This window comes from Vibrio sp. 1-Bac 57, from assembly GCF_037546855.1.
Lineage (GTDB): Bacteria > Pseudomonadota > Gammaproteobacteria > Enterobacterales > Psychromonadaceae > Psychromonas.
Window position 1 is genome coordinate 1 of record NZ_JALAAC010000007.1, and the last position, 23,950, is coordinate 23,950.

Sequence of the window (23,950 nt, forward strand, 5' to 3'; positions counted from 1 at the left end):
AGCACGTGATGCACAGCAATTAGCTGATGTGGCAAAAGGTGGTTATGTGTTGCTTGACTCTGAAACACCTGCTGAAATCATATTAATTGCAACGGGTTCTGAGGTTGAGTTAGCAATGCAAGGTGCTGCAGAATTAACAGCTCAAGGTAAAGCGGTACGTGTTGTATCAATTCCTTGTACTGAGCAGTTTGAATTACAATCTGCAGAATACAAAGAATCTGTATTACCAGCAGCGGTAACTAAACGTGTAGCAATTGAAGCAGGTATTGCTGATTACTGGTACAAATACGTTGGCTTAAACGGTGCGGTGATTGGCATGACTACTTTTGGTGAGTCAGCGCCTGCTGATCAATTATTTGAAATGTTTGGTTTCACTGTAGATAATGTCGTCAATACAGCAATTAACTTATAAATACAGTGTTTAGCTTATAAATTAAGTGGTTACATTGAAGTTTTATATCAAACACGACTAGCAAGTTCTTATATTAAGTTTTTATAATAAAAATCTTATAACAAATAAAGGCAGTGTGACTGCCTTTTAAAAAAGGAAAAAAATTATGTCTGAAGTATTTCATTTAGGTTTAACAAAAGCGATGTTAGATGGTGCAACCTTAGCGATTGTCCCTGGTGACCCTGAGCGCGTTGCTCGTATTGCGGAATTAATGGAAAATGCAACATTTTTAGCAAGCCACCGTGAATACACTAGTTACTTAGCATACATCGACGGTAAAGCTGTTGTGGTTTGTTCAACAGGTATTGGTGGTCCTTCGACTTCAATTGCTGTGGAAGAGCTGGCACAGTTAGGTGTTCGTACTTTCTTACGTATCGGTACCACAGGAGCGATTCAACCACATGTAAATGTAGGCGATGTGATTGTGACTCAAGCTTCTGTACGTCTGGATGGTGCAAGTTTACATTTTGCTCCTATGGAATTCCCTGCGGTTGCAGATTTTCATGCTACAACGGCAATGGTCGCTGCATGTCGTGATCTTGATATTGAACCACATGTGGGTATCACTGCTTCAAGTGATACTTTTTACCCAGGTCAAGAGCGTTACGATACAGTGTCTGGTCGTGTTACTCGCCAGTTTAAAGGTTCAATGCAAGAGTGGCAGGACCTTGGTGTATTAAATTACGAGATGGAGTCATCTACCTTATTTACTATGTGTGCTTCTCAAGGTTGGGCTGCTGCTTGTGTTGCAGGCGTGATAGTTAACCGTACACAACAAGAGATCCCAGACGAAGCAACCATGAAAAAAACGGAATCGCATGCGATTACTATTGTCGTTGCTGCTGCGAAAAAATTATTAAAATAACGATGCTGTAGGCTGTGATCTTTGTACTCAGTCTATCGTTTAAAGTGACTCTTTAAGTACAACAAAGAGTCGCTTATATCTTCTGCCTGTTCATGTAGGCTGTGTAATTTTTTACCACCAGTAGCTTTGCTTTAGGTGGTTCATTTGCTTGATGTGCTTAAGCTGAATGAAATCAGACCCAATCACCTAAGAAAGTTTTATACGTCATTGATTGCATTTATTATCTGACTCTAGAATTTGAAAGGTCGATAGTCCTTAGCGTTATGTTTATGCCATGGGTGCTGTTGTAAGATTAATGACTGCTAATATCGAGTTAACTTATTGTCTGCTGTAAAATTGTATTAAATACATCACCAATGTAGAAAAAGAGAGAAATTTCATATGAAAAAAAACTATTTTAATGAATTAAAAACGCTATTAGATAATAGCTCTGCGCCATACTCAGGATTCAATGTTGCTTCTATTGTGGTGTGCAAAGATGGACGCGAATTCAAGGGGGTTAATGTTGAATCTGCTGCTTATCCAACGACTATCTGTGCTGAACGTAATGCCATTTTTACAGCCGTTGCTGAAGGTATTAATAAAGGCGACATTCAAGAAGTGCATATTGCCGCTCGTAATGCGGAAAAACTGTTGGTTACGGCGCATCCATGTGGCGCATGTCGACAGGTGATTGCTGAGCAGTCAATGAACGATTGTTTAGTCTATAGCTATGAATCAGAAGGTGAATACACACAAAATACGATTGCAGCATTATTACCTTTTGCTTTCTTAGGTGAAGAGCTTTAATCATTATTAGACTTTAACCTGCACGGTATTAAGTTTTAATCGCACGCTATTAAACTCTTTAATCTGTACAGTAATAAACAATAATTGTTACGTTCACTTTAGGAAATAAAGGCCAATGTCTTGGCCTTTATTTCTTTTGTTATCTCTTCACCTTTTAGTCTTTTTGCGGTAAATTTTCGTTAAGCACAATCGCTTCTTCTAGTAGTTCCTGTGCCGTATAGGGTTTATCCGCTAAAGCAAACTGCATCGCAGGACTTTTTCCTTTATTAGTTTCACAAAAATTAAATAATACGCGATGAATCTCTGAAAAGTTTGCAAGGGTATTAATACTATTTAACCCCTTATTCAAACTTCCTTTTAAATAAGCAAAATAACGATTCAAATATTCCGTATCCTTTAAGTCAAAAGGGGGGCTACTTTGCAAATTTTTAGTGATCGCGCTATATGCACCTGATTCAAAACTTGACCAACGATCTCCCCACCATCCTGCTTTTTTATTAATTAATGTTTCTTTGCTGTTAGCAAAAGGTAAATAATAATAGATTTCCGCTTTTTCAGTTTTAATCTCTGGATAGGCTGACATTAATGCCGCGGCACGAATACTACTTTCTAACTCGATATAATGTCTGTAATGCTCTGTTTTGTATATAAAGGCGCGTAGCATCGAAAAATGCACGTATGAGAGCCTTGCTGGGTTGATTAAACTACAGCGGTTGATCGGCTTTAATTCTCCAACCAATAATTTTTCGAAATGTTTACGCTGCATCGTTTGCTGGTAACGTTGATTAATTTCATTTTCAACATTACTAGAATACCCATCTTTAATGACAGTATTTTCAGTGCTGTGGTAAGTATCTTGTTTGGTTAGCTTTTGTTGTGTGATATTACTGGTTTGTAACAAAATATAGCCACTATCTGCCTCCGCAGTGAACAATGCATAAAAACCTCGCTTGTGGTCTAAATGTACAACCTTGCCTTCAGTCTGCAGTGCTATGTAGTCGCGCTGTACTACTCCTTGCTCTTTTAAACGGCTATAGTTGGTCAATAATAATGATAGTTTTTCGAGGTAAAAGTAATAAAGACGTGCCGATAAACCGGTTTGTTTGATCGCAGCACTTGTATCGACTTTATCTATTATTGTTTGTAGTACCTGTTTGATTGCATCAATATTTTTATGTTTACCTACGCTATACACTCGTTGGCAATTTTTACACTTCAAACGTTGTGTACCCGCTGCAGTGAAACCGTGCAACTGAGCTTCATTTTTTTCGTTAAAAAAGAAATATTGATAACAATGCGTACAGTGGCTAATTTTTCTCGCAAAATGGAATGCAAGCTTTTCTTTTAAAATATTTTGAATTATTTGGTTATTTACCCAGGGTGGGTGGCTACCACAGGCCTTACATTCCACTGCAAGGTACCCTAAGCGTTTACTTTTATAAATATAGTCATCGCTTTTATTTATGCCGAAATTTCTGCAACTAACTGTTTTACAACAATTAAAATCTTCTCTTATATTAAACATAATATTGGTCCCTTAAATCTACCATTAGCATAAACCACATATTTTGTTAACGCTAGTTAATGCTTTTCAGTCAATATCAAATCTATAGATCAAGATCTCATTTTAAAGTGCTTTGAATGCCTACTATTTACTCATTGAAGAATGACGAGGAACAGAGATGCAAGAAATACTATTAGCTTTATTTGCGGGGGTTGTTGTAGGGTTAATATTTGCCTTTTTGAAACTGCCGCTACCAGCTCCACCAGTACTTTCAGGCATTATCGGAATTTTTGGTGTTTATCTTGGTGGCATAGTTTATCAACAATTTATCATCCCATTATTGTCGTAAATAAATACTTAATATAAATAAAAAGTGAGACGCTTTCAACTAGGTTTCAGTTGCAAATAAAGAATCAAGTGAAAGGAATAAACATGCAAAATAAATTAGAGCAATTACGCCAAGTGACAACAGTTGTTGCAGATACAGGTGATATTGAAGCAATCAAACAGTACCAACCTGAAGATGCTACAACGAACCCATCTCTGATATTAAAAGCTGCGACTATTGAAGCCTATGCACCATTAATTGCAGATGCGATTGAATATGCGAAAAAACAGGGTGATAACAAACAACAACAAGTAGAAGTTGCCTGTGACATGTTAGCGGTCAATATTGGTAAAGAGATTTTAAAAACAATTCCTGGTCGAATTTCTACCGAAGTGGATGCGCGTCTTTCTTACGATACTGAAGCAAGTTTAGCAAAGGCTCGTCAGTTGGTGAAAATGTATAATGATGCAGGAATAAGCAATGATCGTATTTTAATCAAGCTAGCGGCAACTTGGAATGGTATTCAAGCAGCTAAAATACTTGAAAAAGAAGGGATAAACTGTAACCTCACGCTGCTTTTTTCATTCGCTCAAGCACAGGCTTGCGCTGAAGCCGAGGTGTTTTTAATTTCACCTTTTGTTGGCCGTATTATGGATTGGTACAAAGCAAAGCAAGGTGTTGATTTTGAACCTAGTGAAGACCCTGGTGTGATCTCTGTAACGTCTATTTATAACTATTACAAAGAACATGGTTATAACACAGTGGTAATGGGTGCAAGTTTTAGAAATGTCGGTGAAATACTAGAGCTAGCAGGTTGTGACCGTTTAACGATTAGCCCGCAATTATTACAAGAATTACGTGATGCTGATGGTGAAGTTGAAACAAAATTAATCGCAACTACGGAAGTTAAAGCAGCACCAAGTGCATTAACAGAATCTGAGTTTTTATGGGCTCATCATCAAGATCCTATGGCGGTTGAGAAATTAGCCGAAGGTATTCGCAACTTTGCGATTGACCAGAATAAATTAGAAACCATGATTATGGATAAACTATAATCGAGGTGTAACAAATTAGGTTTGTTATCAATAGGTAACAAACCGCACAAATTCGAATTTTTCGGATTATACATGCCTGGGTTGGCCAGGATATCAGAGGGAGATGACTGTAGAGTTATTCTTCAGTCTAATTGACATAAATGAATGGAGTAAATATATGCACATAATTATGGGTCTAGTGGGAGTTATATCCCTTCTTTTAATTGCTTTTCTTTTTTCTAAGAATAAAAAATCAATTAATATTCGAACTGTGGGTGGGGCTTTTGCAATACAAGCAATCATTCCAGCTTTCGTTATTTTTACTCCGTGGGGTGCAACATTCCTACAGGGTATCTCTGGCGCAGTTCAAGGTGTTATCGATAGTGCTAATGCAGGGGTAAGCTTCCTATTTGGTGGTCTTGTATCAGGTAAGATGTTTGAAGTATTTGGCGGTGGCGGTTTTGTCTTTGCCTTTAGAGTACTTCCTATCATTATCTTCTTTGCTTCATTCATGGCGGTTTTGTATTACCTAGGTGTAATGCAATTCATTATCAAAATCTTTGGTGGCGCGCTACAAAAATTACTAGGTACAAGCCGTACTGAGTCAATGTCAGCTGCTGCGAACGTTTTTGTTGGGCAAACTGAAGCACCATTAGTGGTTAAACCTTACATTAAACATATGACTCGTTCTGAATTGTTTGCCGTAATGTGTGGTGGTTTAGCGTCGGTTGCTGGTTCTGTATTGGTAGGTTATGCATCTTTAGGTGTTAGCCTTGAGTACTTAATCGCTGCATCATTCATGGCCGCTCCTGGTGGACTGTTAATGGCTAAAATTTTAGAGCCAGAAACAGAACTAGCCAAAGAGCTTACTGCCGAAGAACTCGCATTAGTTGAAGATGAAGACAAACCTGTTAACGTTATTGATGCTGCGGCTTCAGGTGCATCATCTGGTCTTAAACTTGCGCTAAATGTTGGTGCAATGTTAATCGCTTTCATCGCATTAATTGCATTAATTAATACTATGTTAGGTGCGTTTGGTGATGTTGTTGGTTTTGAGGCATTAACACTTGAACAAATTCTAGGTTACTTATTTGCTCCAATCGCTTTCTTAATTGGTGTGCCATGGTCTGAAGCTGTTGTTGCAGGTAGCTTACTAGGTCAGAAATTAGTAGTTAATGAGTTTGTTGCTTACATCGACTTTATAAATGTTAAAGAAGCATTAAGCGAACATACACAAGTAATTATTACTGTTGCGTTATGTGGTTTTGCTAACTTATCGTCAATGGCTATTTTATTAGGTGGTCTGGGTGTATTAGCACCTTCACGTCGCCCTGATATCGCACGTTTAGGCTTAAAAGCGGTAATGGCTGGTACATTATCTAACTTAATGAGTGCAACTCTAGTAGGTATTTTCTTCGCACTAAGCGTTGCATAACCTACATATTTAAATAAGCACTGAGGTGCTCTTAATGAGCCCTCAGTTATTTAACCTTTAGGTAGTATCAATAAACACGATACAACTTAATGACCCATAAAATGAAATCAAAGGATTTTTTAATGAGTGATTTACAACAAGCATCGCGACAAGCAATTCATTTGATGGATTTAACCACACTGAATGATGACGACACGGATCAAAAAGTGATTACGCTATGCAAACAAGCACAGAGTGCTGCAGGTAACACTGCTGCTGTTTGTATTTACCCTCGCTTTATTCCGATTGCACGTAAAACATTACAAGCACAAAACACTGACGATATTAAAATCGCAACAGTCACAAATTTCCCACACGGTAATGACGATATCGACATTGCTGTCGCTGAAACTAAAGCCGCTGTCGCCTATGGCGCTGATGAAGTGGATTTAGTATTTCCATACCGAGCATTAATAGCGGGCAACGCTACGGTTGGAGAAAAAATGGTTAAAGCCTGCCGAGAAATCTGCGGCGAGCAAGTCACTTTAAAAGTGATTATTGAAAGCGGTGAGTTAAAAACTGCCGAGTTAATTGAGCAAGCAAGTTCAATTTGTATTAATGCAGGCGCTGACTTTATTAAAACATCAACGGGTAAAGTACCAGTCAACGCAACATTAGAAGCAACAAAAATAATGATTGAAGCAATTAAAAAGTCAGGCAAGGATATTGGCTTTAAAGCCGCAGGTGGTGTGAAAGATGCACAAACTGCAAATGATTACATGCAATTAGCCCGAGATATTATGGGTGACGATTGGGTGAACACAGAGCATTTCCGTTTTGGGGCTTCAAGCCTTTTAGGAAGCTTATTAGCGGAATTAAATTTAGCGACTAAACCCGCTGAAACTGGAGGTTACTAATGAAACGCACCATTATTCTATTACTTGATTCTTTAGGTATAGGCGCAAGCCACGATGCAGACCAATTTGAAGGTAGCTTAGCCGATGGCACTACTTTTAATGATGTGGGTGCAAATACATTTGGCAGTATCGCCAAACTTTGTGCAACAGGTCAAGCAGATATAAATCGTAAGGGGCCGTTAGTGGTACCTAACCTAACTAAATTAGGCCTAGCACATGCTTGCCGAGATAGTTCAGGTGAGTTCCCACTAGAGCTCGACGAAACTGTTGTTCCTGTCTCTGCGTATGGTTACGCACAGGAAATCTCTACGGGTAAAGATACACCAAGTGGCCACTGGGAAATTACTGGCGCACCTGTTTTGTACGAATGGGGATACTTTAAAGACAAGAAAAATAGTTTCCCGAAAGAACTATTAGATGCAATTGTTGAACGTTCAGGCATTTCTGGTTACCTAGGAAATTGCCATTCATCAGGTACGGTGATTTTAGATGAGTTAGGCGAAGAGCACATGAAAACCGGTAAGCCGATTTTCTATACATCAAGTGATAGTGTTTTTCAGATTGCCTGCCATGAAGAAACCTACGGTGTTGAGCGTTTGTATGAGCTATGTGAAATTGCACGTGAGCTATTAGAGCCTTACAACATTGGCCGAGTTATTGCGCGTCCATTTTTAGGCACCGCACCGGGCAATTTTGCGCGTACTGGTAATCGTCATGATTACTCGGTATTACCACCTTCTGAAACCTTGTTAGATCGCATGAAAAATGCCGGTGGAGAAGTGGTCAGTATTGGTAAGATTTCGGATATCTTTGCAACCCAAGGTATTACCCAAGCGATTAAAGCTACGGGTCTAGAAGCATTATTTGATACCACTTTACAATCGCTAAAAGATGCAGATAAAGAAACCATTATATTTACAAATTTTGTGAATTTTGATGCGGATTTTGGTCATCGTCGTGATGTGGCAGGTTATGCCGCAGCGCTTGAGTATTTTGATACTCGTTTACCAGAAATGCTTGAGTTGATGAATGACGACGACCTATTAGTGCTATCAGCAGACCATGGTTGTGACCCAACTTGGCCTGGTTCTGACCACACTCGTGAACATATTCCGGTCATTTTCTATGGTAAAAATGTACCTGCAGGCCCAGTCGGTTTGCGTGACACCTTTGCTGATATCGGGCAAACAATCGCGGAATATCATCAATTACCAGATCTTGAATACGGTAAAAGTATTTTTAAATAATTATTGGAGAATTAACATGGCAACACCACATATTAACGCAGTCGACGGCGCATTTGCAGAAACAGTATTAATGCCAGGCGACCCTTTACGAGCTAAATACATTGCAGAAACTTTTTTAGAAGACGTTGTGCAAGTGACGGATGTTCGTAATATGCTTGGTTTTACTGGTACTTACAAAGGTAAACGCATTTCAGTTATGGGCAGCGGTATGGGTATCCCATCATGTTCAATTTATGCTACTGAATTGATCAAGGATTATGGCGTTAAAAGCATTATCCGAGTAGGTAGTTGTGGCGCAGTAAGCAAAGACATTAAAGTCCGTGATGTGATCATTGGTATGGGTGCATCAACAGATTCAAAAGCAAACCGTATCCGTTTTGCTAATCATGATTTTGCTGCTATTGCAGATTACAGCCTACTAGAAAAAGCTGTGAACTCAGCAAAAGCGCACGGTATTAAAGCGCAAGTGGGTAACATTTTCTCTGCTGATACTTTCTATACACCTGAGCCTGAAGTGTTCGATACGTTAGAAAAATACAATATTTTAGGCGTAGAAATGGAAGCGGCTGGTCTATATGGCGTGGCAGCTGAATACGGTGCAAAAGCACTATGTATTTTAACCGTATCGGATCATATCCGTACTGGTGAAAAACTGTCTTCAGATGATCGTCAAACAAGCTTTAATGAAATGTTGTTAATAGCACTTGATTCTGTGGTTGCAGAATAAATATGTGCATCTAAAAATTCCTGCTATTTAATGCTTATGGCCCACCCTAAGCGGCAGGAGTTTTAACCATCATCCAATGTGACGTTATGGATGATAGTCATCAAAAATGGCCTAATTTTGGACATGAATTATCATGTCTAGGGTTTGCTTTACTTAATAAAAGGAACTTTACAATGAAAAAACAATACTTGCTCTTAGCTTAGCAGCAGCAATGCCAACGTTTGCAGCTGATTATACCGATGGCGATACGCATAAAAATGATTATAACTGGATGCAAGGTAATTTAATGTATGCCGTTAATGAACTTCCAGGTGAATCAGACCATGATTATCTTGAGCTTGAGTTTGGTGGCCGTTCTGGAATCTTAGATTACTATGGTTATGCTGATGTATTCAACTTAACTAATAGTGACTCTTCAGATAAAGATGGGCAGGATAAAATCTTTATTAAATTTGCACCTCGTATTTCACTTGATGGTTTAACAGGTACAGATTTATCGTTTGGTCCTGTTAAAGAATTATACTTTGCAACCTTGTTTAACTGGAGTGGTGGTAACGAAGATACTACAGTGAACAACTCTTTTTGGGGTCTTGGTTCTGATATAATGGTGCCTTGGTTAGGTAAAGTTGGCTTCAATGTTTACGGTCTATATGACTTAAACAAGAAAGATTGGAATGGTTACCAAGTTTCTACTAACTGGTTTAAACCTTTTTACTTCTTTGAAAATGGTTCGTTCTTTTCTTACCAAGGTTATATTGATTACCAAGTTGATTTGAAAAGTGAATATTCTTCATCAAGCAATGGTGGTGTAATGTTTAATGGTATTTACTGGCACTCAGATAACTTTGCATTGGGATATGGCCTTAAAGCGTTTAAAGACGTTTATGGAATCGAAGATTCTAGCGGCTTTAAATCAACTGGATTCGGTCATTACTTTGCTGCTACTTACAAGTTCTAAGCATCGCTTTTTTGACTGCATCTAAATAACATGTAGCCAATCTAAATAATTGCAGGATAGTCTTTTATCCTGCAATTCATTTCACAAAACCCCGATATTAACCTCTGAATTATTTGTAAATAGACTTAAACCTATTTTCAAATCATTTAGCTATTCACACTCAAATCATTTAATTATTCACTTCTTGATGCCTGTTTCATTAACTAATTGAACGAATATCAAGCAGAGGACATAAATTTAAGGCTGAAATTGTTATTAGCCAAAATAATCAAAAGTGCGGTTATTTGTTGTTAAGCTTAGGTTCAAATAATAAGTGCATAAAAATGAAGAGCCAAGGGGTAAATAGAAATTTATACTCGCTTTTAACGACAACGGGCATAAAAATTACAATAGTGCGTTATTATTCGAAATATGTTCTGCCTGTGCTAATTACATCCTGCCAACACATTATGTTAATAGGGTTTAAGTTTAGTTTAAAAAGTGACATTTAGTCGGATTTTATGATGACAAAAAATAACCACATTCTTTATACTACATTTACTAAACCACTTTAATTTGTAACCTCGGAAATTGCATTTTAAGGTGGTTTAATTTTTTATCATGGTTTCAAATACAGAGGAATGAATATGATCACTAAAAACTTACCGCTTACTGATATACATCGCCATTTAGATGGCAACATTCGTATTGAAACCATTTTAGAATTAGGCCAAAAATTTAATCTTGCTTTACCTGCAACAACAATTGATACATTGCGTCCCTTTGTGCAAGTCATTGAAGCTGAGCCTAACTTAGTTGCTTTCTTATCAAAACTAGATTGGGGCGTGGCAGTGCTGGGCGATTTAGAAGCTTGTTATCAAGTGGCCTATGAAAATGTCGAAGATGCTAAAAATGCGCAGATTGATTACACTGAATTGCGTTTTTCACCTTATTACATGGCGTTAAAACACAATTTACCGGTACAAGGTGTGGTTGAAGCTGTCGTTGCTGGTGTTGCTGCAGGTAGTCGAGACTTCAATGTAAAAACCAATTTAATTGGTATTATGAGCCGTTCATATGGTACTGAAGCATGTCAAATAGAACTAGACGGCTTACTTAGCCAGAAAGATAAGTTGGTTGCAGTAGACCTTGCTGGTGATGAATTAGGTAAACCAGGTGACCTGTTTGTTAATCACTTTAAGCAGGTGAGGGATGCAGGTTTACGCGTCACTGTGCATGCTGGAGAAGCTGCTGGTGCAGAAAGCATGTGGCAGGCGATTAAAGAGTTAGGTGCGGAACGTATTGGGCATGGCGTTAAAGCTATCGAAGATATGAAGTTAATGGATTATCTTGCAGCGAATAAGATTGGTATCGAGTCTTGTATTACTTCTAACTTACAAACCAGTACTATTGCCGATATTACTAATCATCCTATTAAAACTTTTTTAAATCACGGTGTAATGGCGTCATTAAACACTGATGATCCTGCAGTTGAAGGTATCGAATTACCTTATGAATACGAAGTAGCTGCAATACAAGCAGGGCTGTCATTAGCACAAATTAAACAAGCGCAAATTAATGGTTTAGAAATGTCATTTTTATCAGCACAAGAGAAACAAGCTTTACGTGACATTGCTGAAAAACGCTAATTTATTGAGATACTTTCATTCTTTTTAGTTGAAGTTAGAATATAAAAAATATAAAAAAGGGCTAAGTAATTAGCCCTTTTTTGGTTCTGTAAAATACTAAGGTTTATGAGGACTGTTGATTGTTTTGTTTAAACCAGAAACATCAACAGCCCTAAGTAGATTAGTGTGAAAGTATTTGATCTAAGAATAGCTTAAGTCGGTCAGATTGTGGGTTATCAAAGAACTGATGCGGTTCATTCTCTTCAATTACTTGTCCAGCATCCATAAAGATGACGCGATCTGCTACTTTCTTCGCAAAGCCCATTTCATGGGTTACACAAATCATTGTGATACCTTCGTCAGCTAACTCCACCATTACGTCTAATACTTCCGATACCATTTCGGGATCCAGTGCTGACGTTGGTTCATCAAATAACATGATTTCAGGATTAATACATAGACAACGTGCAATCGCTACACGTTGTTGTTGTCCACCTGATAGCTGGTTAGGGTACTTATGTGCTTGATCCGCAATTTTCACACGCTCAAGGTAATACATCGCTGTTTCGATGGCTTCTTTACGAGGCTTTTTGTGTACCCAAGTTGGCGCAATCAATAAGTTCTCTAACACTGAAAGGTGTGGAAATAAATTAAAGTGTTGGAACACCATGCCCACTTGTGCGCGAATGTGACGTACGATCTTCACATCATCAATCAGCTCTGTTCCATTAATATGAATTTGGCCTTGTTGAAATTTCTCAAGGTGATTCAAACAACGGATAGTGGTTGATTTACCTGAGCCCGATGGGCCACAGATAACGACTTTCTCGCCTTTTTTAATATTTAGATTTACATCTTTTAGTACATGGAAATCACCATACCACTTGTTGACGTCCTTCATTGTTATCATAAATTCTTGGTCTGACATGACGTTTCCTTTTAATGCTCGGTGTTAAATTTGCGTTCAATCGATTTTGAATATTGTGACATAGTAAAACAGCATACCCAGTAAATAAGGGTTACAAAAACATAGCCTTCTACTTCGTAGCCTAGCCAATTAGTATCACTGTTAGTCAGTGTTACCATGGCAAGAATGTCGAACAAACCGATGATTAAAACAAGGGTAGTATCTTTAAATAACGAGATAAACGAACCCACTAGATTAGGAATAGATATTTTTAAAGCCTGCGGAAGAATGATTAAAATCATTCCCTGCCAGTAGCTAAGACCTAGTGCTTCACTTGCTTCATATTGACCTTTTGGTATTGCCTGTAAACCACCACGTACCACTTCTGCAATATAAGCTGCTTGGAATAACGTGATCCCTATTAAAGCGCGCAGTAATTTATCAAACTCAATTCCATCATGAAAAAATAATGGTAATACTACTGAAGCCATGAATAGAATAGTAATTAGCGGCACACCACGTACAAATTCAATAAAACCAATACATAAGGTTCTTAGAATTGGCATATCAGATTGACGACCTAGGGCTAATACAATACCTATAGGGAACGAAGCGATAATACCAACGGCTGCAACTAAAATGGTTAGCATTAAACCGCCCCATTTTTCTGTTTCAACGGTTTCTAGACCAAACCAGCCACCACTAATTAAAATGAAACAAACAAAAGGGAATAGAAGCATTATCACAATTTTAGTTTTGTTATTTTTTAATACTTTTAATGCCATTAGGAATGCAACACATAGCACTGCAACTAGGTTAGGGCGCCAATGTAAATGTTCAGGATAAAAACCATAAATAAACTGATCGAACTTCTCTATGATAAATATCCATCGTGCGCCTGAATTAACCACTTCATCCTGTGTTCCGCTCCAAGTCGCATCAAATATCATCCAATTTAATAGCGACGGAATGGTGAGGTAAATAAGATACAGACCAACCAAACTTAATAAGCTATTTCTTACGTCCGAGAATAGATTTGTTTTTAACCAAAAAATAATGCCTTTACTTCCCGAAGGGGCAGGCTTGGCTTCTTTCATTGTATAAGTTGCCATTTTAACGTCCTTTTATAGCCATTTTGGCGTTAACCCAGTTCAATAACAGTGAGATAACAATACTGATAGTGAGGTAAACAGCCATAGTCATGAGTATTATTTCAATTGCTTGACCGACTTGGTTTAATGTTGTTCCAGAGAATAATGTGACGAGTTCAGGATAACCAATCGCGGTTGCTAAGGATGAGTTTTTAGTTAAGTTTAAAAATTGATTAATCACAGGTGGAATGATCACGCGTAATGCCTGTGGTAAAACAACCTTTGATAAAATAACATGATCTTTTAAACCCAATGCTTTAGCCGCTTCTTTTTGTCCTTTAGGCACAGCTTCAATGCCGGCACGAACTGCTTCTGCGATATAAGTTGCTGTGTAGATGCTTAGTGCAAATAAAAGCGCTAATAACTCAGGAATAATGGCTAGGCCACCTCTAAAGTTAAATCCTTTTAATTCAGGATAAACAGCTGAAATAGGCTGGCCTACAATAAAGTAAACTAATGTTGGCGCTAGGATCAAAATAGCAAGAGAGACTTTAATAAGTGGGAATTCTTCACCTGTTTTATCGTGGCGTTTTCTTGACCATCGAGTCAGATAGAAAACCGCTGCGACAGCAATGATAAACGAGATTAAAATCGCGCTACTACCACTTTCAAAAATAGGTTCTGGTATTAATAAACCACGATTATTTAAGAACACACTGTCTAAGTAATTCATACTTTGACGTGGGCTAGGTAATGCCGCTAGTACAACGTTATACCAAAATAGAATTTGTAATAGAATAGGAATATTACGGAATGTTTCTATATAGATAAGTGATAGTTTAGAAATCAAAAAATTGTTTGATAAACGTCCAATACCAACTAATAACCCCAGAATAGAAGCGAAAATAATGCCTAAAATAGAGACTAATAAAGTATTTAATAAACCGACAATAAATACATCAAAGTAAGTCGATGTACCATCATCGTAATTGGTAAGAGTTTGGCTGATCCCGAAACCAGCGGTGTTATCTAAGAAAGAGAATCCAGTTGTTATGCCACGCTTTTCAATATTCTCGAACATATTATTAGCAAAATAAAATGCACATAAAATGACGGCGATTAAGGCAATAATTTGGAAGAAAACTGCACGGTGTTGGGGGTTGTTTAAGAAACCTTTACCGTCTATTGGGAGTTGTTTGTTGTTCATAATGTGCCTTTTAATCAGCTAGGGAAAAGGGGGAGGTAAACTCCCCCTAAGAGACTGTTTAAAATTAACGAATTGGCATTGCGTACATTAGACCGCCTTGGTTCCATAGTTTGTTTAAACCACGGTCAATATTTAGCGGAGAATCTTTACCTACATTTTTATCAAACATTTCGCTGTAGTTACCTACTTGTTTAACAATTTGGTAAGCCCAGTCAGATTTAAGACCTAGGTTTTCACCAGCGTTACCTGTAGTACCTAATAAACGTTTGATACTTGGGTTTTCTGATTTCATCATTGCTTCTGCATTACTAGAAGTAACGCCTAGTTCTTCAGCTTCAAGTGCTGCAAATAAGCTCCAACGTACTACGTTGAACCAATTATCATCACCTTGACGAACTACAGGACCTAATGGTTCTTTAGAAATGATTTCAGGCAATACCATTACTGTGTTTGGATCATCCATTTTTAATTTCAAACCGTATAACTGAGATGCATCTGATGTTACTGCATCACAACGACCTTTTTTGAAACCATCAATAGTTTGACCTGATGTATCATAAGTTACGGCTTTGTATTCCATGCCATTAGACTTAAAGTAATCAGTTAGATTAAGTTCAGAAGTAGTACCTGCTTGAATACAGAACGTTGCACCATCTAGCTCTTTAGCCGATGTTACACCTAGTTTTTTACTGATTAAGAAACCTTGACCATCATAATAGTTAACACCAGCAAAGTTTAAACCTAGTGATGTATCACGAGTCGCTGTCCAAGTAGATGAACGTGCTAACAGATCAATTTCACCACTTTGTAGTGCTGTAAAACGCTCTTTTGCTGTCAGTGGGATATATTTAACTTTACTTGCATCACCTAATACTGCACTAGCAACAGAGCGACACATGTCAACATCGATACCTTTCCATACACCTTTAGAATCTGCTGCTGAGAAGCCTGGGATACCTGTTGATACACCACAGTTTAAAACATCTTTTTCCATTACATCTTGTAATGTGTCAGCGTGAGATAGAGAAGGGATTGCTGCAGTAAGACCAACCAATAATGCTAATTTTGTCACTTTCATTGTATTTTCCTTGTGGCTTAAAATTATAGTCAAATCAACTATGAATATATGGGGACGCATTAAAAACGATATTCATATAAAGTAATTACAGCAACTTACATGCCATTTTATGATGAATGCTCATTAATAATACAAAACGGAGTAATTAAAACGCCATCCCGTATATTGAACAGTTGCATCATATGCGAGGCTCCTACCTCATTAGGGTTTGTCTATCTATTTATTTGATTTAGGTCATGTTTCGGTTTGTTTTTTAACGAAAAATGAGTTTTAAGCGGCATTTACGAGCAAATTAAAAAAGAATGGTTTGCTCGTTTTTTTGACCTGATTTAAGGGTTGATGGTATTAATTGAATCGCTGCTAGGTGTTTTTGCTATTTTGTGGTGCATTTTTATTAACTTTATTAGTTGTTTTGTATCCCATTGGTGCGTTTTCCCTGAACAAGCTAGTTCAAGTTGTTGTAAGTTATCTTGAAGTTGTTGTTTTTGATCATCGGGCAATGCGCTAAATACCGTAATTTGTTGTAATTGCGTAATATCAGCATGTTGTGACTGAAAATAGCGTAATAAATAGGTATAAACCTGTTGCGGCGTTGATTGCTCACAAGCTTGTAATAATTGTTGGTAGGGTGTTGCTGTTTTATTGTTATTACTTGGGGTAACCACTGCTTTTAATTGTTTATTAGTTTTTACAAAGTATAAATAGATACAAAGTGAAATAACTAGAATTAAAAGTATTAGTGCACTGATTTGCCAGAACAATAAACGTTTTGTTAATTGTTCATTTTCAGCCACATATTCATTGAGCTTGTTTTGTGCATCGTTGTTGGCCAATTGTGAAGCTGCCGAGAGGGCACCCTGAGTGCTTGCATCATTATTTACAACGTTACTGGCATTACCCTGATTACTATTATTGGTGTTTGGTAATGCCGCTTTGATAGTTAATGTTTGCGCTGGTAGTGTTGCAAACTCTTGTTGTTCAGTTTTACTATTCCACCAAGGAATTCTTATTTCAGGTAAAACTAGCTCACCACTTTTATCAGCAATAATCGCATGGGTAATAGTTCGTTGACTATATAAGACACCATTTAACGTTCCTTGTTTTAAATCATCTTGATCAGGGTAGTAACGTAAGGAGCTGTCATAGTTAAGTTTAATTTCAGGCATTTTGTCGACGCTAATTGATGCAACACGTAAACTAATGCTGCGTGTGATTGGGTCACCAACGGTATAAGAAGCGGCTTGTAAGTCGTTATTTTCAACTAAATGTACATCTTCACTGATCAACCAATCGCCTTGATAATTAGCCGGCATCGGTTTTACAGTGATGGCAATGCTATTACCTCGTATATTAATAGGTTGTGAGATGATCCTATTTTGCCAATCGCTGACATTGACATTTTTACGAATCGAGCCCACCAAGAGTGGGGAAGTTATCCTCACATCACCGGCTTGTGTTGGCGTTATCTGATATTGATAAGTGAATACCTTATAGCGAAGTCCATTAAGTATCACTTGTGTTTGCTGGTTATCATTACTGATACGCTCTATATTTGCAGCTGCTAATGTTGGCGCTTGTACATCACCATCGACGATATTTTCAGAGACATAAATTTTGCTTTCTAAAATAATAGGTTGATCTAAATAAACTTGTGTTTTATCGACGCTGTTTTCAATAAAGATAGTGTCGCCCGATGTAGATTGTTGCTCTTCACCAGCTTCTTTAACTTGTATTGTTATTGGGTCGGTTAAAAGATCACCGATTGCTAGAGCAGGAATGGTAAAATTACCTACTTTATTGGCCTGTAAGCGTAATACCCATGTGATTTTTCGATTAATATCACCATTAATGATTGAAGTGCTTTGACTTCGAGACGGGCCACTTACTTTAAAGTCATCAGTCAATGCACTGGTATCGAGTTGATACTCTGACCCCGTGTCATTAACTTCTATAGTTAAAATAAAAGTATCCCCCTGAAAAACCTGATTATTACTAACCGATGCCGTTGCTTGTGTCGCGGCTGAAGCAGAGGAGCTGATCGCAATTAAAAGTAGGATCACACTTAAACATTTATGTAAAAACGGCATTACCAGATTTCTCCGTTATTTTTTTGTAAAACAGGTTTATTAGCGGCTCTCTTTCTATATTCAAGCTGCATTTTATTGCGTAACAATAAAGAAGGATCATCGGGCATATTCTTTAACCAAGTCGGTAATTCTTCATACTCTTTATTAACGTCTTCTTCCTTTGTTGATGATAATGCATTGGCTTTCTGGTCTGCGGCTTGATCCTGCTGTGACTGTGCCGCTGCATTCATTTCCGCTTGTTGCTGAGCCAGTCGCTCTTGCTGCTCCTGTTGCTCAGATGATCGTTGTTCATCTTGCTGGCTTTGACTTTGACTTTGCTGGTCTTGTTGGTTCTGCTGCTCAGATGATTGTTGTTCATCTTGCTGGCTTTGACCTTGCTGGTCTTGTTGGTTCTGCTGCTCAGATGATTGTTGTTCATCTTGCTGGCTTTGACCTTGCTGGTCTTGTTGGTTCTGTTGCTCAGATGATTGTTGTTGATCTTGTTGGCTTTGACCTTGCTGGTCTTGTTGGTTCTGCTGATCCTGTTGCTGTTTTTGCTCTTGCTGCTCTAGTAATTTCTCAACTGCCTCTTTATTGGCTTTAGCTTGAGCAAAGTCTGGCTGAAGTGCTAATGCCTGCTGATAACTTTCTAATGCTTGTTGATACTTTTTTTGCATCGCTTGTGCATTACCGAGATTATAAAGCGTCGTTGCATTTTTGGGATTTGCTGTTGTTTGTTCTGAATAAATCGCTTCAGCTTGTTTGTATTGTTTATCTTTGAATAGTGCGGCGGCTTTCCAATCTGGGTTGTGAAAGTTGTCACTGGCTTGTGTATAGTCGCCATCTTGCAAAGCCTGATAGGCATTCTGCTCACTATTTTTCCATATTGACGCTTCTACTTTCGGTGTTGTTAGTGGCAAAGTGAGCGCTATTAATGCAACATAAAAAGTACCTTTCCTAAATAACAATAAAAATAGGGGTAAAAGTAATAAACTTAACCAATAGCCATCATCAATCAATTGTTTACTAGCCATGTTTTTAGCATTTTTCTGGTTCTCTTTTACTGCTTTATTGGTGTCATAATGATTCGCTAGTAAAGGAATTTCTTGTCCCTTAGCATCGAAAGTTAAATACAAACCATCACTCATATTAGCGATCGGATAAAGCTTATCTGCTTCTAGTTTTGGTATAACGATATTACCCGCATCATCTTTTAATAAGCTGCCATCAGGTAACGTGATTGCAGCTCCCGCAGGTGTAGCCATTGCTAATACTGATACCATCCATTTTGTACCTGTAATGAGATCTTTCATTTTATTCAAACTTTGTTGATCAAACCCGTCACTAATAAAGACAATTTGTCCCTGTTGATACCCAGCATTTTCGAGTAATGAAATCGCTTTTTGTAGCGCTAGGTCAGGTCGAGAACCTTTCACTGGCATTAACTCCGGAGAAAGGTGCGGAATATGATTAATAATGGCATTACTATCTATGGTGAGAGGGGTGATAGTAAAGGCATCACCGGCATAGGCAATCAGGCCTTTTTCACCTTCCGACCATTGTTTTAATAGCTCGATTGCTTTGTATTTAGCGCGGCTTAATCGGTTAGGTTTAATATCCGTTGCATACATCGAATAAGATAAATCGAGTGCAATGACTTGTGCTTTTTGTATTTCATAAACAGGTAATTCAACACTACGCAGGCTCGGCCCTGATAATGCAATACAGGCAATGGCAGATAATATAGTGATAACTAGGCGATTATTTTTGCTGGTTTCAGGCAAGGTAACCAAATGTTCACTTAAATGATTGGTAATAATACCGGTTTGTTTATGTTGACTACGCTGATAACGCCATAAACTATAGACGGCGATAATGATTAACCCAATTAGCCAATAAGGACGAATAAAGCTTAATGGGCCAAAAGTGCTGGCTAAGGTGTCATTAAAGTTCATCTTCACCTCTTAGTTTTAATGAAATAATTACCATTGATAAAATCAATATTGCCAACGATAAAGGCCAAAAAAACAAGTTTTTCTCTGGTCTAAACTCTAAAAACTCACTATCTACGGGTTGTAATTGGTTAATCGTATCGTAAATTTTTTGTAAGTCTTCCTGGTTTCTGGCTCTAAAGTATTGCCCATTAGTTAATGTTGCAATCTTAGTTAATGTTTTTTCATCTAAGTCCGCAGAAGGGTTAACACGTTGGTTGCCAAAGAAACCTCGCTTAATCATTTCATCGGCACCAATACCAATGGTATATATTTTAATATTATTTTTAGCGGCTTGTTGCGCTGCGGCAATCGGTTTAATTTTACCCGCTGTATTTGCGCCATCGGTCAGTAATATTAAAACACGTTGTTCATTTTTATTTTCTACAAAGCGTTTAATGGCCATTGCGATCGACTCTCCGATCGCGGTACGGTTCCCTACTAGGCCGATTTGTGTTTCATCTACCATGGTGGAAACAGTCTCCACATCAAAGGTTAACGGAGTCTGTAAATAAGCATGGTCGGCAAACAAAATAAGCCCTAAACGATCACCTTGTCGTGCTTTAACAAAGTCTTTAACGATTGATTTTACTAAGGTTAAACGATTTACCGTTTTACCATTTAATGGCATATCCACTTCATCCATACTGCCTGATAAATCCAAAGATAAAATCATATCGCGGCTTTGTTGTTGAATGCGGATAGGTTGATCGTACCAAATAGGTTTAGCGATGGTGGCAAGTAATAAAAACCATAACAACCAAGGAATAATAAAACTGATCAGAGGATTTCTTTTAGTCGTTTTTTGTTGCTGTAAACCATCAGCAAGCGGGATCCATACCTGTGTGTAAGATTGTTTTTTAGGGCTTAGAAAATAACGGACTAATAAAGGCAGTGGTAATAATAGAAAAACCCACCAGTATACAAATTCAAACATCTTTTTTACCTGCTAACTTCTTATTTTTTAAAGCTAACGTTTGACGTGCTTTAAACTGTGTTGGAAATGCTTGTATCCATTTTTTGGCAGAGAGAAAATCCTTTTCAGTACAAGAGGAGTTATCTTGATATAAACGACGGCAAAACTCATCCTGATTATTGAACAGAGTAACACCTTGTTGCGTATGGTGTGCTTGTAAAAAGTTAAACCATGCTTGTCCAGTAATCGATGCGACTTGTTCACGAGGGTAATAATGTAAACATAAGCCTTTTAATAATTGGTTTAATTGTGCAAAGCTGGCTTTATCTTTTTGTAATTGCTGCAATGATGCCAAGGCTTGTTTCACTATTCTTTTCTTTTTGATATAGCGTTTAACTAAAAAAAACGTTAACCAGCTAACGGCAATGACCGCAACCAAAATTAACCAATAAATAGGTGCTGGAGGCCAAGCAGACGGCACATCGACAGGCAATATTATTTGTTCAAATGGGTTATTGGGCGTAGGCATTAAATTGCTCCAATAATGGCACTGCTGCACTGATATGGTAATGTGCAATACCATACTTAAGTAAATTATTTTCCATTAATTGCTGACGTTGACTAGCAGCTTCTTGGTAAGATTGTTGTTGTCGTTGATTACGTAAAAAACCACTGCCTTTGATTGAATTAATTTTTAAACCCGCTTGTAACGCTTGTTTGGGTAAGTGCGATTCAAGAGGGTCACTAATTTGCCAGACGGTGACTTGATTATGCCGCCGCATTAAATTAATAAGTTTATAACAGGCTGAATCTAATTGAGAAAAGTCACTGATTAAATGAACTTGGCTACCGGTTTGTACTAAATGAGATAGTCGTTTTAGCTGTAAAAAAAGTGATTGTTGCTGCGCTGTTTTAAACGCTATTTTTTTACATAACGTTTGGCTTTGATGTAAAAAGGCCATTAAGCCTTTATTACGTGATGTTGGTTTTAGCTCTGCAACCTGTTGTTGATTAAATACAATCCCACCCAAACGGTCATTTCGCTGTTTGGCTTGCCAACTTAATAGGGCGGCTAAATGGCAGGCTTGTACAGATTTGAACACTAATTGACTGCCAAAAATCATACTATCGGAAACATCAACTAATAAAAAAACTGGGCGTTCTTTTTCTTCTTGAAATAATTTAGTGTGTGCTTTGCCTGTTCTTGCGGTTACCGCCCAATCAATGGCACGTACATCATCACCAGGTTGGTAATGACGTACTTCAGCAAACTCCATACCACGGCCTTTAATATTCGCTAAATAATTACCAGAGAGTTGGCGTGTTGCCGGTAAGCGTTTGGCATTAAGCGAAAGTTTACCGTGCTGTTTATAACTGAGCAATTCAGTTAATTGCACATCCACCCCTGTGGTATAAGGCGTATTAGTAAAAATAGCGGGCACGTTATTATCCATTATCCTGCAATAGCCACCTGATTAATGATTTCTTGAATAACTTGATTGGCACTGACACCTTGCGCTTCAGCTTCATAACTTAAAATAAGACGATGGCGTAACACTGGGTACAAGTTACTAATGATATCTTCTGGCATTACATAGTCACGGTCATTTAACCAAGCGCGTGCTTTGGCGGTACGCATTAAAGCCAGTGTTGCACGCGGGCTCGCACCATAGCTTATCCATTGTGCTAACTGCTCACCAAAACGAGCTGGCTGGCGCGTTGCAATAATTAAATCAATCAGATATTGCTCTAGGTGTGGAGCAATACTCACTTTCATGACCTCTTCACGCATGGCAAAAATTTGTTCATTTAATAGGGGAGTAACTTCCGCTACTTTCTCTTTCAAAATCTCTTTTTGGTTCAACTGTAGAATCGCGCGTTCAGTTTGTGCATCTGGATAATCCAGTTGAATATGCATAATAAAACGATCTAATTGTGCTTCAGGTAAGGGATAAGTGCCTTCCTGCTCAAGCGGATTCTGTGTTGCCATCACTAAAAATAGCTCCGGTAACGGATAGGTTGTTTTACCAACGGTTACCTGCCGTTCTGCCATTGCTTCAAGTAATGCAGATTGTACTTTAGCCGGTGCTCGATTAATTTCATCAGCTAAGATCAGGTTATGAAAAATCGGACCCTTTTCAAAAATAAATTGACCCGTTTCCTGACGAAAAATATCAGTACCTGTGACATCAGAAGGTAATAAGTCGGGGGTAAATTGAATACGGTGGAAGTCACCTTCAATACCATCAGATAATGCATTGATAGCACGTGTTTTTGCTAAACCAGGTGGGCTTTCAACTAAAATATGTCCATCGGCTAATAAGGCAATTAATAAGCTATCAACTAACTCGCTTTGCCCTAATATCATTTGATTTAAATAGTGACGTAATTGATTTAATTGTTGTTTTGCCATTGTGAGTATCTTCATTAATTTATTTTGAGGAAAATATACTGCCTATAAAGGGCAAGTTCAAGACCCAAAAGTTCAATCCTTATAAACAATAAGTTACAATTATTTCTTTAAAGTACTTAAAAATATTGTAATAGATCAAAAGCTTTGCTGAAAAAAGACTTTTATTGTTTTATTTAGGCTATATTGATTGTATTACTTTATTCATTAATTATTTAAGGGAACCGCTATGAGTCAATTAGAATCAATCATTTGGCATGTACTAGGTTATATGGCTATGCCAACTATTTTTGTGGCTGGTTTTGTTGCTGTATTTATAGGTGCTGTTGCTATTTTAAAAATCTCAGGTGATACACCTGTCGAAGATTAATCAAAGCATGTTAATGCTACCTATAAAGATAGCTATCAATTGTTTATAATGCTTAAGCTCCATTTAATGTAAT

23 protein-coding genes are annotated in these 23,950 nt (G+C 37.8%); 12 read left to right on the forward strand and 11 right to left on the reverse strand.

Translation table 11 applies throughout. The features are described from left to right. The 3 genes from MT391_RS06150 to cdd all read left to right on the forward strand — a co-directional run. Positions 1 to 412, forward strand: a 412-nt coding sequence (locus MT391_RS06150; protein ID WP_499497230.1) for a transketolase-like TK C-terminal-containing protein, incomplete at its 5' end; no start/stop codon positions are given. Between the two features lie 145 nt (positions 413 to 557). After that, the gene (gene udp / locus MT391_RS06155) at positions 558 to 1,316 is read left to right on the forward strand and encodes a uridine phosphorylase (protein ID WP_166371970.1); all 759 of its coding nucleotides are present in this window, start codon (positions 558 to 560) and stop codon (positions 1,314 to 1,316) included. A 381-nt stretch (positions 1,317 to 1,697) separates the two neighbouring features. Next, positions 1,698 to 2,105 (forward strand): cytidine deaminase, encoded by a 408-nt coding sequence (gene cdd / locus MT391_RS06160; RefSeq protein ID WP_028867070.1) that lies wholly within the window; start codon positions 1,698 to 1,700, stop codon positions 2,103 to 2,105. A 154-nt stretch (positions 2,106 to 2,259) separates the two neighbouring features. On the opposite strand, the gene MT391_RS06165 is transcribed toward cdd, so the two are convergent. Then, positions 2,260 to 3,630 (reverse strand): hypothetical protein, encoded by a 1,371-nt coding sequence (locus tag MT391_RS06165; RefSeq protein ID WP_499497231.1) that lies wholly within the window; start codon positions 3,628 to 3,630, stop codon positions 2,260 to 2,262. A 157-nt stretch (positions 3,631 to 3,787) separates the two neighbouring features. On the opposite strand from MT391_RS06165, the gene MT391_RS06170 reads away from it, so the two are divergent. From MT391_RS06170 to add, 8 genes are all read left to right on the forward strand, one after another. Further along, a complete protein-coding gene (locus tag MT391_RS06170; RefSeq protein WP_166371972.1) occupies positions 3,788 to 3,958 on the forward strand; it encodes a XapX domain-containing protein in 171 nt (56 codons plus the stop codon). A gap of 83 nt (positions 3,959 to 4,041) precedes the next feature. Next, a complete protein-coding gene (tal, locus tag MT391_RS06175; RefSeq protein WP_028867068.1) occupies positions 4,042 to 4,992 on the forward strand; it encodes a transaldolase in 951 nt (316 codons plus the stop codon). A gap of 157 nt (positions 4,993 to 5,149) precedes the next feature. Continuing rightward, positions 5,150 to 6,406, forward strand: a complete 1,257-nt coding sequence (locus MT391_RS06180) for a NupC/NupG family nucleoside CNT transporter (protein WP_499497232.1) — start codon at positions 5,150 to 5,152, stop codon at positions 6,404 to 6,406. Positions 6,407 to 6,528: 122 nt separating this feature from the next. Further along, entirely contained in the window at positions 6,529 to 7,302 is a 774-nt protein-coding gene (gene deoC, locus MT391_RS06185; protein WP_499497233.1) for a deoxyribose-phosphate aldolase, read from the forward strand. Continuing rightward, positions 7,302 to 8,549 carry a phosphopentomutase gene (locus MT391_RS06190; protein WP_499497234.1) on the forward strand — a complete coding sequence of 416 codons (1,248 nt, stop codon included), beginning with the start codon at positions 7,302 to 7,304 and terminating at the stop codon, positions 8,547 to 8,549. The genes deoC and MT391_RS06190 overlap by 1 nt, the downstream gene beginning before the upstream one ends. Before the next feature lie 16 nt (positions 8,550 to 8,565). After that, positions 8,566 to 9,276, forward strand: coding sequence for a purine-nucleoside phosphorylase (gene deoD, locus MT391_RS06195; protein WP_028867064.1), 711 nt, complete (start codon positions 8,566 to 8,568; stop codon positions 9,274 to 9,276). Positions 9,277 to 9,487: 211 nt separating this feature from the next. After that, the gene (locus MT391_RS06200; RefSeq protein WP_499497235.1) at positions 9,488 to 10,234 is read left to right on the forward strand and encodes a nucleoside-specific channel-forming Tsx family protein; all 747 of its coding nucleotides are present in this window, start codon (positions 9,488 to 9,490) and stop codon (positions 10,232 to 10,234) included. 626 nt (positions 10,235 to 10,860) lie between these two features. Then, on the forward strand, positions 10,861 to 11,862 hold the full coding sequence (gene add, locus MT391_RS06205) for an adenosine deaminase (protein WP_499442320.1): 1,002 nt from the start codon (positions 10,861 to 10,863) through the stop codon (positions 11,860 to 11,862). Between the two features lie 160 nt (positions 11,863 to 12,022). Here the strand turns inward: add and MT391_RS06210 are convergent, their stop codons facing one another. The 10 genes from MT391_RS06210 to MT391_RS06255 form a co-directional block, all read right to left on the reverse strand. Further along, positions 12,023 to 12,751 carry an amino acid ABC transporter ATP-binding protein gene (locus MT391_RS06210; RefSeq protein WP_182690702.1) on the reverse strand — a complete coding sequence of 243 codons (729 nt, stop codon included), beginning with the start codon at positions 12,749 to 12,751 and terminating at the stop codon, positions 12,023 to 12,025. A 29-nt stretch (positions 12,752 to 12,780) separates the two neighbouring features. Beyond that, a complete protein-coding gene (locus MT391_RS06215) occupies positions 12,781 to 13,860 on the reverse strand; it encodes an amino acid ABC transporter permease (protein ID WP_166371978.1) in 1,080 nt (359 codons plus the stop codon). Between the two features lies 1 nt (position 13,861). Next, the gene (locus MT391_RS06220) at positions 13,862 to 15,046 is read right to left on the reverse strand and encodes an amino acid ABC transporter permease (RefSeq protein WP_499442316.1); all 1,185 of its coding nucleotides are present in this window, start codon (positions 15,044 to 15,046) and stop codon (positions 13,862 to 13,864) included. A gap of 64 nt (positions 15,047 to 15,110) precedes the next feature. Then, on the reverse strand, positions 15,111 to 16,124 hold the full coding sequence (locus MT391_RS06225) for an amino acid ABC transporter substrate-binding protein (RefSeq protein WP_028867058.1): 1,014 nt from the start codon (positions 16,122 to 16,124) through the stop codon (positions 15,111 to 15,113). A 329-nt stretch (positions 16,125 to 16,453) separates the two neighbouring features. Continuing rightward, positions 16,454 to 18,211: a BatD family protein gene (locus MT391_RS06230; protein WP_499497236.1), complete on the reverse strand. Its 1,758-nt coding sequence runs from the start codon at positions 18,209 to 18,211 to the stop codon at positions 16,454 to 16,456. Beyond that, positions 18,211 to 20,145 (reverse strand): vWA domain-containing protein, encoded by a 1,935-nt coding sequence (locus MT391_RS06235; protein WP_499497237.1) that lies wholly within the window; start codon positions 20,143 to 20,145, stop codon positions 18,211 to 18,213. The genes MT391_RS06230 and MT391_RS06235 overlap by 1 nt, the downstream gene beginning before the upstream one ends. Then, a complete protein-coding gene (locus MT391_RS06240) occupies positions 20,135 to 21,118 on the reverse strand; it encodes a VWA domain-containing protein (protein WP_499442310.1) in 984 nt (327 codons plus the stop codon). The genes MT391_RS06235 and MT391_RS06240 overlap by 11 nt, the downstream gene beginning before the upstream one ends. After that, positions 21,111 to 21,626 (reverse strand): DUF4381 domain-containing protein, encoded by a 516-nt coding sequence (locus tag MT391_RS06245; protein WP_499497238.1) that lies wholly within the window; start codon positions 21,624 to 21,626, stop codon positions 21,111 to 21,113. The genes MT391_RS06240 and MT391_RS06245 overlap by 8 nt, the downstream gene beginning before the upstream one ends. Next, complete coding sequence (locus MT391_RS06250) at positions 21,610 to 22,551, reverse strand: DUF58 domain-containing protein (RefSeq protein WP_028867054.1); 942 nt, start codon at positions 22,549 to 22,551, stop codon at positions 21,610 to 21,612. The genes MT391_RS06245 and MT391_RS06250 overlap by 17 nt, the downstream gene beginning before the upstream one ends. Further along, on the reverse strand, positions 22,551 to 23,510 hold the full coding sequence (locus MT391_RS06255; RefSeq protein WP_166371983.1) for an AAA family ATPase: 960 nt from the start codon (positions 23,508 to 23,510) through the stop codon (positions 22,551 to 22,553). The genes MT391_RS06250 and MT391_RS06255 overlap by 1 nt, the downstream gene beginning before the upstream one ends. Positions 23,511 to 23,736: 226 nt before the next feature. On the opposite strand from MT391_RS06255, the gene MT391_RS06260 reads away from it, so the two are divergent. Continuing rightward, complete coding sequence (locus MT391_RS06260) at positions 23,737 to 23,877, forward strand: TIGR02808 family protein (RefSeq protein ID WP_084296167.1); 141 nt, start codon at positions 23,737 to 23,739, stop codon at positions 23,875 to 23,877. The last annotated feature ends 73 nt before the right edge of the window (positions 23,878 to 23,950 follow it).